At 39.8% G+C, this 13,083-nt stretch carries 13 protein-coding genes; 11 read left to right on the top strand and 2 right to left on the bottom strand.

Going from position 1 to position 13,083, the window contains the following annotated elements; all coding sequences use genetic code 11:
* Nucleotides 1–6: 6 nt before the first annotated feature.
* From rlpA to lipA, 5 genes are all read left to right on the top strand, one after another.
* Nucleotides 7–978: an endolytic peptidoglycan transglycosylase RlpA gene (gene rlpA / locus PSE60_RS18850; RefSeq protein WP_272666430.1), complete on the top strand. Its 972-nt coding sequence runs from the start codon at nucleotides 7–9 to the stop codon at nucleotides 976–978.
* Nucleotides 979–1,150: 172 nt separating this feature from the next.
* On the top strand, nucleotides 1,151–2,362 hold the full coding sequence (dacA, locus tag PSE60_RS18845; protein WP_272666429.1) for a D-alanyl-D-alanine carboxypeptidase DacA: 1,212 nt from the start codon (nucleotides 1,151–1,153) through the stop codon (nucleotides 2,360–2,362).
* A gap of 151 nt (nucleotides 2,363–2,513) precedes the next feature.
* Nucleotides 2,514–2,777, top strand: a complete 264-nt coding sequence (ybeD, locus tag PSE60_RS18840; RefSeq protein WP_272666428.1) for a DUF493 family protein YbeD — start codon at nucleotides 2,514–2,516, stop codon at nucleotides 2,775–2,777.
* Between the two features lie 311 nt (nucleotides 2,778–3,088).
* Complete coding sequence (gene lipB / locus PSE60_RS18835; protein WP_272666458.1) at nucleotides 3,089–3,733, top strand: lipoyl(octanoyl) transferase LipB; 645 nt, start codon at nucleotides 3,089–3,091, stop codon at nucleotides 3,731–3,733.
* Nucleotides 3,734–3,856: 123 nt separating this feature from the next.
* Nucleotides 3,857–4,822 (top strand): lipoyl synthase, encoded by a 966-nt coding sequence (gene lipA / locus PSE60_RS18830; protein WP_210837093.1) that lies wholly within the window; start codon nucleotides 3,857–3,859, stop codon nucleotides 4,820–4,822.
* Between the two features lie 134 nt (nucleotides 4,823–4,956).
* Here the strand turns inward: lipA and cspE are convergent, their stop codons facing one another.
* Nucleotides 4,957–5,166 (bottom strand): transcription antiterminator/RNA stability regulator CspE, encoded by a 210-nt coding sequence (cspE, locus tag PSE60_RS18825; RefSeq protein ID WP_004257099.1) that lies wholly within the window; start codon nucleotides 5,164–5,166, stop codon nucleotides 4,957–4,959.
* A gap of 216 nt (nucleotides 5,167–5,382) precedes the next feature.
* Nucleotides 5,383–5,841: a methylated-DNA--[protein]-cysteine S-methyltransferase gene (locus PSE60_RS18820; protein ID WP_210840371.1), complete on the bottom strand. Its 459-nt coding sequence runs from the start codon at nucleotides 5,839–5,841 to the stop codon at nucleotides 5,383–5,385.
* A 288-nt stretch (nucleotides 5,842–6,129) separates the two neighbouring features.
* On the opposite strand from PSE60_RS18820, the gene nrdH reads away from it, so the two are divergent.
* The 6 genes from nrdH to proW all read left to right on the top strand — a co-directional run bounded on the left by nrdH (nucleotide 6,130) and on the right by proW (nucleotide 13,002).
* Nucleotides 6,130–6,357 (top strand): glutaredoxin-like protein NrdH, encoded by a 228-nt coding sequence (gene nrdH, locus PSE60_RS18815; protein WP_272666427.1) that lies wholly within the window; start codon nucleotides 6,130–6,132, stop codon nucleotides 6,355–6,357.
* A gap of 8 nt (nucleotides 6,358–6,365) precedes the next feature.
* Nucleotides 6,366–6,779 (top strand): class Ib ribonucleoside-diphosphate reductase assembly flavoprotein NrdI, encoded by a 414-nt coding sequence (gene nrdI / locus PSE60_RS18810; protein WP_210840373.1) that lies wholly within the window; start codon nucleotides 6,366–6,368, stop codon nucleotides 6,777–6,779.
* 11 nt (nucleotides 6,780–6,790) lie between these two features.
* The gene (nrdE, locus tag PSE60_RS18805; protein WP_272666426.1) at nucleotides 6,791–8,923 is read left to right on the top strand and encodes a class 1b ribonucleoside-diphosphate reductase subunit alpha; all 2,133 of its coding nucleotides are present in this window, start codon (nucleotides 6,791–6,793) and stop codon (nucleotides 8,921–8,923) included.
* A 12-nt stretch (nucleotides 8,924–8,935) separates the two neighbouring features.
* Nucleotides 8,936–9,907 carry a class 1b ribonucleoside-diphosphate reductase subunit beta gene (nrdF, locus tag PSE60_RS18800; protein ID WP_210840375.1) on the top strand — a complete coding sequence of 324 codons (972 nt, stop codon included), beginning with the start codon at nucleotides 8,936–8,938 and terminating at the stop codon, nucleotides 9,905–9,907.
* Between the two features lie 727 nt (nucleotides 9,908–10,634).
* Nucleotides 10,635–11,834 (top strand): glycine betaine/L-proline ABC transporter ATP-binding protein ProV, encoded by a 1,200-nt coding sequence (gene proV / locus PSE60_RS18795; RefSeq protein WP_272666425.1) that lies wholly within the window; start codon nucleotides 10,635–10,637, stop codon nucleotides 11,832–11,834.
* A complete protein-coding gene (gene proW / locus PSE60_RS18790) occupies nucleotides 11,827–13,002 on the top strand; it encodes a glycine betaine/L-proline ABC transporter permease ProW (protein ID WP_272666424.1) in 1,176 nt (391 codons plus the stop codon). The genes proV and proW overlap by 8 nt, the downstream gene beginning before the upstream one ends.
* Nucleotides 13,003–13,083 lie beyond the last annotated feature (81 nt).

Raw genomic sequence — 13,083 nt, 5'->3', positions numbered from 1 at the left:
CTTAGTATGCGTTTACAATGGATAATGCTTGGCGTCACCGCCGCGCTACTTAGTGGCTGTGTGACAGAAGAAGTTAAACAACCAGCCCAAGTGCCAACCAATGTACCCACTCAAGATGTATTAGGTGCAGAGCCTCATTATGAGCCGTATCATCCAACTGCAAATAATGATTACTCACGCAATGGTCAACAGTACCAAATCGTACGCGACCCATCACAATTTAGCCAAGTGGGTTATGCGTCTATTTATGGTGCCGAGTCTGCAGGAAATATGACTGCGATTGGTGAACGGGTTAATCCAGTGGAATTAACCGCTGCTCACCCAACGTTACCGATCCCTAGCTATGTCCGTATCACCAACATGATGAATGGCCGGATGATGGTCGTGCGTGTTAATGACCGAGGGCCTTATACGCCAGGAAAAAGTATTGCCGTGTCACGCGCAACCGCTGACCGCCTGAATTTAATGCCGACGACAAAAATTAAAATTGATGCCATTCAAGTCGCTCAAGATGGCACCTTGTCAGGAACTGGAACCGTTGGCTCTAATTTTGTGAAACAAAGCTATGCATTACCAGGGCGTCCACAATTAGGTTCTGGCCCAATGGGTACCCCTGTGATGGAGAACTTGCCAACGCCAGAAAATACATTGCCCGTTCAGCAGCCAAAAGAGCCAATGCAGCCTACGATGCCTGACATGAGCTTACAAACACCAACGCCACCACCACCAACAACAACCGAAGAAGCGGTTCCTGAGCGTGGTTTTCTCGTTCAAGTAGGCGCCATTAGTAGCCAAACCAATGCGCAAAATATGCTGAATGAATTGAAAACACAGTTTAATGTTCCTGGGCGGCTACAACCTTATAATGGTATTTACCGAGTACAGTTAGGACCATTTAGTACAAGGCAACAAGCCGTTGAGGTTCAAGGCCGTTTACAGTCTGAAAAAAACCAATCGTCAATGGTCGTTGCGCCCTAGTACAACATAGCTTTAGGTTGCTCCGTTACATTTGATGCAACCTAAAGTTAGGCAATGTTAAACTGACAAAAAAATCATTGGTACAGTGCAAAAGTGGCTTTTTTCTGATCCTATTCTTTTGCTAAACTGCGCCTCCTTGTGTTAACCGAATTTCGGATGTAATGGTAAAACCATGAATAATGTCGCTCCATCACGCATCGTGCGTCATACAGTGCTGGGCTCTGCACTCCTTCTTATGACTGCGAATATTGCGAATGCTAATGAAACCTTCCCGAATACATCAATTCCTGCGGCACCCGCTATTGATGCAGAAGCTTATATCTTAATTGATTATAATTCGGGAAAAGTTCTCGCTGAAAGTAATGCCGACCAACGCCGCGATCCGGCAAGCTTGACAAAAATGATGACCAGTTATGTTATTGGTCAAGCAATTAAGTCAGGTAAAATTGGTGAAAATGATATTGTCACGGTCGGAAATGATGCGTGGGCTACCGGTAATCCGGTGTTTAAAGGTTCATCATTGATGTTCTTAAAACCTGGCGACCGTGTTAGCGTATCTCAATTAACTCGTGGTATTAACTTGCAATCAGGTAACGACGCTTGTGTCGCTATGGCCGACTATATTGCAGGGGACCAAGCCAACTTCGTTCAATTAATGAATGGCTATGTAAACAAATTAGGGCTGAAAAATACCCATTTTCAAACCGTTCATGGTTTAGATGCCGAAGGCCAATATAGCTCAGCCCGTGATATGGCGCTTATTGGGCAAGCACTCGTACGTGATGTGCCTGAAGAGTACGCAATCTATAAAGAAAAAGAATTTACCTTTAACAATATCCGCCAAACAAACCGCAATGGCCTATTGTGGGATAAGAGCCTTGCTGTTGATGGCATAAAAACCGGTCATACTAATGCCGCGGGCTATAACCTTGTTGCCTCAGCAACCGAAGGTGATATGCGCCTGATCTCTGTTGTTATGGGAGGTAAAAGCAGCAAAGGCCGTGATGCCGAAAGTAAAAAGTTACTCACTTACGGTTTCCGCTTTTATGAAACTGTTAAACCATTACAAGCCAATGTGGATTTTGCCAGTGTGCCAGTCTGGTTTGGTGATGAAAATGAAGTAAAATTAGGTGTCACTGAAGATTTATACCTCACCATCCCACGAGGTCGCTTAAAAGATTTAAAAGCCAGTTATGAATTAACAACCACTGAGCTTGAAGCACCATTAACCAAAGGGCAGCAAGTCGGTATCATTAGTTTCCAACTCGACGGAAAAATCATTGAACAACATCCTTTAGCCGTATTAAAAGATGTGGAAGAAGGTGGTTTTTTCAGTCGGTTAATTGACTATATTAAGTTACTCTTCCATCGCTGGTTTGGTTAGGGCTTGAAACTAAAATAAGTCATCCCCATATAGTAACTATCGAAATAAAGTAAGTATCGAAATGTTTGTTGGATGAATACATCTCATTGGCTGGTTTAATATCAGCCAATCTTTTTCAGCCAGCAGCCCAATTTAAAAATTAGGAGTGCCCATGAAAACGAAATTAGGTGAACTGCTTGAGTTCCCATGCCCATTAACCTACAAAGTGATGGGCTTGGCACAGCCTGAACTGGTTGATCAAGTTATTGAAGTGATACAACGCCATGCACCGGGTGATTACTCTCCAGACGTAAAACCGAGCAGCAAAGGCACGTATCACTCAGTTTCCATTACTATCAATGCCACCCATATTGAACAAGTGGAAACTTTGTATAGCGAATTAGGGGCATTAGAATTAGTTAAAGTTGTACTTTAATTTCTGTAAAAATAAACTACATCCCAAAGGTTAGCCATAACCGATTAAGGTGTAGTTTTTTATTTATTCTGCACTACAACGCCCTATAATTATTTTTTCTTGCTGATAGTACAAATAAAATAAGTTTTTCACCAAAAGATTCCTAATGAATAATAGCTTTTCATATCAATTCCCAAACCTAAAAATATAAATTTATCCAAATTCCTACCTTTTTCATACTTCACTCAGAAGAGTAGCGCTAACATATCTATAACATGACAAAACTAGCGCTCCCCCCCTACCAGCGTTATACTAAGTACTCATTTTTTCAGCTGGATGTTAAAACATTGTCAGAAAGAGCGATAATCGTACGTCAGTTAGGGCTCGCACCATACCGACAAGTATCTGATGCGATGCACCAATTCACCGAACACCGCATGCCTGAAACCTGTGATGAGATTTGGTTGGTTGAACACCCTCGCGTGTTTACTCAAGGCCAAGCCGGAAAAGCTGAGCATGTACTGGCACCCGGAGATATCCCTGTTATACAAAGCGATCGTGGTGGCCAAGTCACCTACCATGGGCCAGGCCAGCAAGTGATGTACGTGATGCTCGACTTAAAGCGCAATAAAATTGGCGTTAGAGAACTCGTCACCGCACTGGAAAATACCGTCGTGAATACCCTTGCCCACTTTAATATTGCAGCGTATCCTCGCCCTGATGCCCCTGGTGTCTATGTGAATGGCGACAAAATTTGTTCTCTTGGATTACGCATAAGGCAAGGTTGTTCTTTTCATGGTCTCGCTTTGAATATTGATATGGATCTTGAACCCTTTAATCGCATAAACCCTTGTGGTTACAGTGAATTAAAGATGACTCAGGTTAGTGATCTTGCTCCCAAAGTATCATTATCTGATGTTCAGCCTGTGCTAATTCGTCAATTCTGTGACACACTGGGATTTCATATTGTTCAATAATAATGCTATAATTTTTTAACATTTTTAAAAAATATTTTAATGAATGGATAACAGCCTTCATTTGGTTTTATTTAGAATTATCACTTATCCATCAGCATAAAAGATAACTGGAACCGTCATATTATGAGTAAACCAATTCAGATAGAACGCGGAATTAAATATCGTGACGCCGACAAAATGGCGCTGATCCCTGTCAAAAACGTTGTGACTGAACGAGAAGAAATTCTACGTAAACCTGACTGGATGAAAATTAGGCTTCCTGCTGACTCCACTCGTATTCAAGGCATTAAAGCAGCCATGCGCAAAAATGGACTGCATTCTGTTTGTGAAGAAGCGTCATGCCCTAATCTCTCTGAGTGTTTTAACCATGGTACTGCGACCTTTATGATTTTAGGGGCTATCTGTACCCGCCGCTGCCCATTCTGTGATGTTGCTCATGGCCGCCCAAATGCACCAGATGCCAATGAGCCTGAGAAATTAGCACAGACTATTAAAGATATGGCATTACGCTATGTCGTCATTACGTCAGTTGACCGAGATGATCTACGTGATGGCGGAGCACAGCACTTTGCTGATTGCATTAGCGCTATTCGTGAAAAAAGCCCATCGATTAAAATTGAAACGCTTGTTCCTGATTTCCGTGGCCGTATGGATCGCGCATTAGAAATTTTAACCGCGACACCACCTGATGTGTTTAACCATAACCTTGAAAACGTACCACGTGTTTACCGTCAAGTTCGCCCTGGTGCTAATTATGAATGGTCTTTAAAATTACTCGAAAAATTTAAAGAAGCCCATCCCGATATCCCAACTAAATCAGGGTTAATGGTTGGTCTTGGTGAAACCAATAAAGAAATTATCGAGGTTATGCACGACTTACGTCGCCATGGCGTAACGATGCTTACACTAGGCCAATACCTACAACCAAGCCGCCATCACTTACCGGTTAAACGCTATGTTAGTCCTGCTGAGTTCGATGAGATGAAAGAAGAAGCCATGGCAATGGGCTTCACTCACGCTGCTTGCGGCCCATTCGTTCGCTCTTCTTACCATGCTGATTTACAAGCTAAAGGTGAGGAAGTTAAATAGCCTCCATTATTTAACGTATAGACAAAAAATGCCTGATTGATATCAGGCATTTTTTTATCTATTGCAATAAAAAAACTCGCCCTAGATAACTAGCGCGAGTTTTCAGCTGTTCGTTTTAATCTTAATTATAAAAATTACAGAGGAATAACGTTAGCAGCAGATGGGCCTTTAGCACCTTCAGTAATTTCAAATTCCACTTTTTGGCCTTCAGCTAAGGTTTTGAAACCATCGCCCATAATCGCAGAAAAGTGAACAAATACATCTTTGCTACCATCTTCTGGAGTGATAAAACCAAAACCTTTAGATTCGTTGAACCACTTAACGTTACCTTTAACTTTAGACATCAAATATTACCTTTAAAATAAAATAGACACACCATCTGTATCAAGCTCAGTACATCAGATTTCTCAGTTACTTGTCTACAACCTAGATCACGAAAATGGACTAAAAAGATAAAAAAATATTATTTATCGATAGAATAGGTTCTGATTTCGACAATAATTCTTACCAATAGCAATTATCACAACCAATAGTATTATCTATAGCTAATTATTTAGATTTTACTTCTCATGTAAAAGTAGCCAGTCTTTGATATCCAAGCCCCCAGTATACCCCACTAATTTCCCATCATGCCCAAGTACACGATGACAAGGAACAATTAATGAGATTGGGTTACGTGAGTTTGCCATGCCGACAGCACGACAATAATTAGCTGAGCCTAACTTTAAAGCCAAATCTTTATAGCTCCAGCGTTCCCCATAAGGTATCCCACAAAGATGTTGCCAGACTTTTTTCTGAAATTCTGTGCCTTGTGGATTTAATGCCACCGTAAAAACGGTTCTTTTGTGATTAAAATATTCCTTTAGTTCTTTCACACAAAGCTTTGAATGCTCATTCTTCGTTTCTTTTTCTGTTTTTTCATCAACAAAATAAAGGCTCGTTATCCCGTTGTCATCAGCCGTAATATGGACCCACGGTTTAGGAAATTTATCCGGTGTTGCTAAATATTGATGGTACATAGTATCTCCTCAAAAGGACTCAATTACCTGATTGTATATACAGTTATAGTGTAAATTATTTCCACTTTGCAATGATCTTTTTTCTTAGAGTCTCTATCTGAATCATCTAATACGATATTTTTTTATTTTCAATGTTAATAACCACCTAGCTAACAATTAGAATAATTATCATTCAACATTTCATATTCACTACATATTGTATGGTTGATAAATTTAAAATCCATATATAGTATTTATGTGCCACGCGCCTTATTTTTAATGCGAATAAACATTCAAAAGGTTAATAACATGACTGAGATTACCATTTATAGTAAACCTAACTGCGTTCAGTGTAATGCTACTTATCAAGCCTTAGATCGCAAATCTATTTCCTACCAAATTATTGACCTTACTGAAGATAGCCAAGCCCTTGAACTCGTAAAAAAATTGGGTTATCAACAAGTCCCTGTTGTTATTGCAGGTGACAAACATTGGACCGGTTTTCGACCTGACATGATTAGTCTATTAGCCGCTTAGGTGATGTCATGGAAACGGAATCACTCATCTATTTTTCAAGTCGCTCTGAAAATTGCCATCGCTTTATTGAAAAGCTCGGTATTCCTGCAACACGGTTACCTATTGGCAACCACGAAAATAGCCTAATTGCGACAAAACCTTATGTTTTATTACTACCAACCTATGGTGGTGGCGGTACAAAAGGGGCTGTTCCAAAAGAAGTGATTCAATTTCTTAATATTGAAGCCAATCGCGCATTTATCCGTGGTGTTATTGCTGCGGGTAATACCAATTTTGGTGATGCCTATGCGATAGCTGGAAATATCATCGCGCAAAAATGCCATATTCCCTACCTATACCGGTTTGAACTTCTTGGTACTGATAAAGATGTTCAATCCGTTCAACGAGGCCTAAAAACGTTTTGGCAACGTACAAACAACTAGAGTTATTCCAAATGGATAAAATGCAAAATATATCAGATGTGGATTATCATGCGCTCAATGCGATGTTGAATTTATATGATAACGAAGGCCGTATTCAATTTGATAAAGACAAAGAAGCGGCTCATCACTATTTTCGACAGCATGTGAACCAAAACACCGTATTTTTCCATGATTTAAAAGAAAAGTTAGACTTTTTAGTACAAGAAAACTATTACGAAAACAGTGTATTAGAACAATATAACTTTGAATTTATCAAATCACTGTTTAAACAGGCATACGCTCACAAATTTCGTTTTCAAACGTTTCTCGGTGCCTTTAAATATTATACTAGCTATACGCTGAAAACCTTTGATGGCAAACGCTACCTCGAACGCTATGAAGACCGCGTCTGTATGGTTGCTTTAACCCTTGCTCAAGGGGATGAATCCCTTGCTAAGTTGTATGTCGATGAAATTATTACAGGTCGTTTTCAACCTGCAACTCCCACCTTCCTTAACTGCGGTAAAAAACAACGTGGCGAGCTAATCTCTTGTTTTCTTTTAAGAATTGAAGACAACATGGAGTCCATTGGCCGCTCAGTCAATTCTGCTTTGCAGTTATCCAAACGCGGTGGCGGCGTTGCCTTTCTAATGACCAATTTACGGGAGCAAGGCGCCCCAATAAAACTAATTGAAAATCAATCTTCTGGCGTTGTTCCTGTCATGAAAATGTTAGAAGATGCTTTTTCTTATGCCAACCAATTAGGCGCAAGGCAAGGTGCCGGTGCCGTTTATTTGCACGCTCACCACCCTGATATCATGCGTTTTCTTGATACCAAACGTGAAAATGCAGATGAAAAAATACGCATTAAAACACTGTCTTTAGGGGTAGTTATTCCTGATATCACTTTCCAGTTAGCGAAAGATAACCAGGACATGTATTTGTTTTCACCATACGATGTAGCACGCACCTATGGTGTCCCTATGTCTGAAATCAGTGTGACAGACAAATACCATGAAATGGTCAATAACAAAGCGATAAAAAAATACAAAATCAATGCTCGGGAATTTTTCCAAACTTTAGCTGAAATCCAGTTTGAGTCTGGATATCCGTATATTTTATTTGAAGATACCGCCAATCGAACCAACCCTATCGCAGGACGCATTAATATGAGCAATCTGTGCTCAGAAATACTGCAAGTTAATCGCCCTAGTGTTTATGAAGACGATTTAAGCTATCAACAAATCGGTAAAGATATTAGCTGTAATTTAGGCTCCATGAATATCGCTAAAACGATGGATTCACCAAATTTCGCTCAATCAATAGCGGCTGCCGTTAGAGCACTGAGTGCGGTTTCAGATATGAGTAACATTCGTTCTGTCCCTTCCATTGCCGAAGGTAACCGACAATCACATGCGATTGGATTAGGTCAAATGAATTTACACGGCTACTTGGCAAGGGAGCATATCTATTATGGCTCAGAAGAAGCGCTCGATTTCACCAATATCTATTTTTATGCGGTCACCTATTACGCATTAAAAACGTCCAATCAATTAGCTATTGAAAGGAAAACTGCATTTGTTGGTTTTGAACATTCAACTTATGCCTCTGGTGATTATTTTGATAAATATATCAACAATATTTGGCTACCAAAAACACAAATCGTTCAGGAATTATTCCGACGTTCGGGTATCGAAATTCCAACTCGTGAAGACTGGCAAGGCTTAAAACAGTCTGTTATTACCTATGGAATTTATAACCAAAACTTGCAAGCGATACCTCCGACTGGGTCTATCTCTTATATCAATAATTCAACATCAAGCATTCACCCCATTGTTTCACGAATTGAAATTCGTAAAGAAGGTAAGATTGGTCGTGTCTACTACCCCGCTCCTTTCATGACGAATGAGAACTTAGAATATTACCAAGATGCTTACCAAATCGGTCCAGAAAAAATTATTGATACTTATGCCATGGCAACTCAGCACGTTGACCAAGGTTTATCTTTGACTCTATTTTTTAAAGATGATGCCACCACGCGAGATATTAACCGAGCGCAAATATATGCTTGGCGAAAAGGAATCAAGACATTGTATTACATCCGATTACGCCAAACTGCCCTCGAAGGAACTGAAGTCGAAGGCTGCGTATCTTGCACTTTGTAATAGGAAAATATTATGACCACCAGCATATCTAGCGCGCCAGTAAAAGCCATTAACTGGAACCGTCTTCAGGATGATAAAGACTTAGAAGTATGGAACCGATTAACGAGTAATTTTTGGCTTCCCGAAAAAGTACCATTATCTAATGATATTCCTTCTTGGAATACTTTAACTGCTGCAGAAAAACAGCTAACAATACGTGTATTCACTGGCCTCACCCTGCTAGATACGATTCAAAATACAGTGGGTGCACCTTGTTTAATGCCAGATGCACAAACACCTCACGAAGAAGCCGTTTTATCGAACATTAGCTTTATGGAAGCAGTACATGCGCGCTCTTATAGCTCAATATTTTCAACTCTTTGTTCAACAATTGATGTTGATGATGCATACCGCTGGAGTGAAGAAAATATTGCATTACAGAATAAAGCTAAGATCATCCTATCTTACTATTGTGATTCACACCCTTTAAAGAAAAAGATCGCAAGTGTCTTTTTAGAATCATTTCTATTTTATTCGGGTTTCTATTTACCAATGTATTGGTCAAGCAGAGGAAAGTTAACAAATACCGCAGATCTTATACGTTTAATTATTCGAGATGAAGCCATACATGGCTATTATATTGGCTATAAGTTTCAAAAATCATTATCACAATATGATGACAATACTCAGAAAGAAATTAAGGATTTTGCTTTTTCATTATTATTCGATTTATATGAAAATGAAGTGAAATATACACAAGAACTTTATGACACAGTAGGTTGGTCGGAAGATGTCAAAAAATTCCTTCATTACAATGCCAATAAAGCATTAATGAATTTAGGTTATGAAGCCTTATTTCCTGATACCGTCACTGATGTAAGTGCAGCGATATTATCGGCTTTATCTCCTGATGCAAATGAAAATCATGATTTCTTTTCGGGCTCCGGTTCATCTTATATTATTGGCAAAGCAGTCAGTACCGAAGATGATGACTGGAACTTCTAATTAAACTGTTAATTTAACTTATAAATAAGAATCACTCACAACCAAATCCATACCATGATGAATTATAATGAATTTATTTGTCATGGTATTTTTTAGCTCAAAAAGCAGTCAAATTAATTCGTTTTTTATATGTATATCTGTTTAATTACTCATTTTTAATGAGTCAATCTGGCAATTATTTTTAATCCAATCAATTTCCACTTCATTTTACATAAATTTATTTAATGAATTTGATATTAATTTCTATTTTTTTATCTATCAATTAAGCATTTATCCCACATAAAAATCGAATAAAATCGGCAACTCGCATATTGATTAGATTAGTGTGTATTATTTTCAATTAAATTCAATCTCACCAGTAAGTTAACTTTAATATAGAAACCATAAAATTCATCATTATATAACTTAATATCGTTTTTATTTACATTAATAGCATCAAATTTCATCTCTATTTTTTTGATTAATTATACTTAACCTAGGGTTGTCAGCTGATTTTATTATGCTAGGGTTTATTGCTTGCAAATTTTACTAATAACTCAAACGGAGAAATTTGAATTTAATCCATAATTAACTAACCCATTAAAACGAATATAGGAATTTCTGCCCTAATAATTTTCAAAGGATAATCATAGATAGGAAACATAATGTTAACTATCACGATAGAATTCATCACTTTCAATATAGGTAATTTGTCTTCCTTGTTGATTGAAAATTGGGTAAATAATATATGGCAATAAAATTACAAGTTAAAAATTTATATAAAATATTTGGGGACAATCCTGACCAAGCATTTAAGCTATTAGAATCAGGTATGAATAAAGATGATATCTTTGAAAAAACAGGCCTTACTGTAGGTGTTCAAGATGTTAATCTGACGATTGAAGAAGGCGAAATCTTTGTTGTCATGGGACTTTCTGGCTCAGGAAAATCAACCTTGGTGCGCCTCCTCAATCGCCTGATCGAACCGACCAGCGGGCAAGTCATGATAGATGGAGAGGATATTTCCAATATTTCTGACAAAGCGCTGCGCGAAGTTAGGCGAACAAAAATTAGTATGGTGTTTCAATCCTTTGCGCTGATGCCACATATGAATGTCATCGATAACACCGCTTTTGGTATGGAACTTTCTGCCATTCCAAAAGAAGAACGCCATAAGAAAGCCATGAGTGCGCTTGAACAAGTTAATCTTGAAAAATGGGCTAATTCATACCCAGATGAGCTCTCTGGTGGGATGCGTCAACGTATCGGGTTAGCCAGAGCACTAGCCAATGACCCTGATATTCTGTTAATGGACGAAGCGTTCTCAGCCCTTGACCCACTAATTCGTACTGAAATGCAAGATGAACTGCTCTCCTTACAAGGGGATAAGCAACGCACGATTGTCTTTATTTCTCATGACCTTGATGAAGCGATGAGAATTGGCGACCGCATTGCCATTATGCAAGGAGGCGTTGTTGTTCAAGTCGGCACACCTGATGAAATTCTCAATAATCCAGCAAATGACTATGTTAAGACCTTCTTCCGTGGTGTAGATATCAGCCAAGTATTCAGTGCGAAGGACATTGCACGCAGACGTCCTAATGCACTATTGCATATCGCACCGGGTTTTGGCCCTCGTTCAGCGCTAAAAGTCCTCAACGATGAAGACCGCTATCACGGTTATTTAATTTCTCGAGGGCATACCTTTGCCGGTGTGGTTTCTGTTGAATCCTTAGAAAAAGCACTCCATGAAAAAGCAGGTATTGAAGCTGCAATATTAACTGATATCGAGCCAATTCAAGGTGATACATCCTTAAATGAAGTTATTTCTACCGTGGCACAAGCCCCTTGCGCTGTTCCGGTTATTAACGAAAAAAACCGCTATTTGGGCGTAATTTCAAAAGGAATGCTGTTACAGGCGCTGGATAAGGAGACACCAAATGAGTAAGCAGAATCAAGAAGCAACGAATAGCCAACAAGACCCATGGGCGGATACTGAAGCCACGAATACGCCAACACAAGGTACTGAAAATATACCGGCAGACGACCCATGGGCAACGACAAGCTCTAGCGAAACAAATACCGCTGGGGATGATCCTTGGGGAAATGCATCAGACATAACCACACCTGCTGACACCAGTTCGAGTGATTGGCTTGATGCCGCCCCAACAGATAGCATCATACCCGATCAGTTTAATATTATGGATCCCTTCCAGCACACTCTGATCCCTCTTGATTCATGGGTTGCACATGCTATCGATTGGGTAGTTCTCAACTTTCGTCCTGTATTCCAAGGGATTCGAGCCCCCATTGATTTTATTCTGAGTGGGTTTGAACAATTTCTCACCTCACTACCGTCCCCTGTTGCCATTATCATTTTCGCATTACTCGCTTGGCAATTAGCAGGACGCGCGATGGGGGTGGCCACATTTGTTTCGATGATAGCCATCGGAGCAATTGGTGCTTGGTCAGAAGCCATGGTGACACTGTCTCTGGTCCTCACCTCTTTACTGTTTTGTATTGTCATAGGACTGCCACTGGGGATTTGGCTGGCACGTAGTGATAAAGCCGCTAAAGTTATTCGCCCATTACTTGATGCGATGCAAACCACACCGGCATTCGTCTATTTAGTCCCGATTGTTATGTTATTTGGTATCGGTAATGTGCCCGGTGTTGTCGTCACTATTATATTTGCTTTACCGCCAATCATTCGTTTGACCATTTTAGGGATCAAACAAGTCCCAGCTGATTTAATTGAAGCCGCTGAATCATTCGGTGCAAGTCCTCGCCAAATGCTGTTTAAAGTGCAATTGCCATTGGCGATGCCAACGATTATGGCTGGGGTCAACCAAACCTTGATGTTAGCGCTGTCAATGGTCGTTATCGCCTCAATGATTGCTGTTGGGGGCTTAGGCCAAATGGTCTTACGGGGTATTGGTCGACTTGATATGGGTCTCGCATCTGTCGGGGGGGTCGGTATTGTTATTCTAGCTATCATCTTAGACCGCTTTACCCAATCTTTAGGGCAAGATACTCGTGGCAAAACATCATGCCGTTGGTACCAAAAAGGGCCTATTGGGTTGGTTATGCGCCCATTTTGTAAAAAAAACCATTAATCAAAACATCCTCCATTCACCTGAGTGCCATTCATATGGCACCTAACTTGGCACTTAGCATGAAAGCCAAGCTCGCTGCGA

The organism is Providencia sp. PROV174 (assembly GCF_028480685.1).
GTDB lineage: Bacteria > Pseudomonadota > Gammaproteobacteria > Enterobacterales > Enterobacteriaceae > Providencia > Providencia rettgeri.
This window is presented reverse-complemented; position numbering and strand designations above follow the sequence as displayed.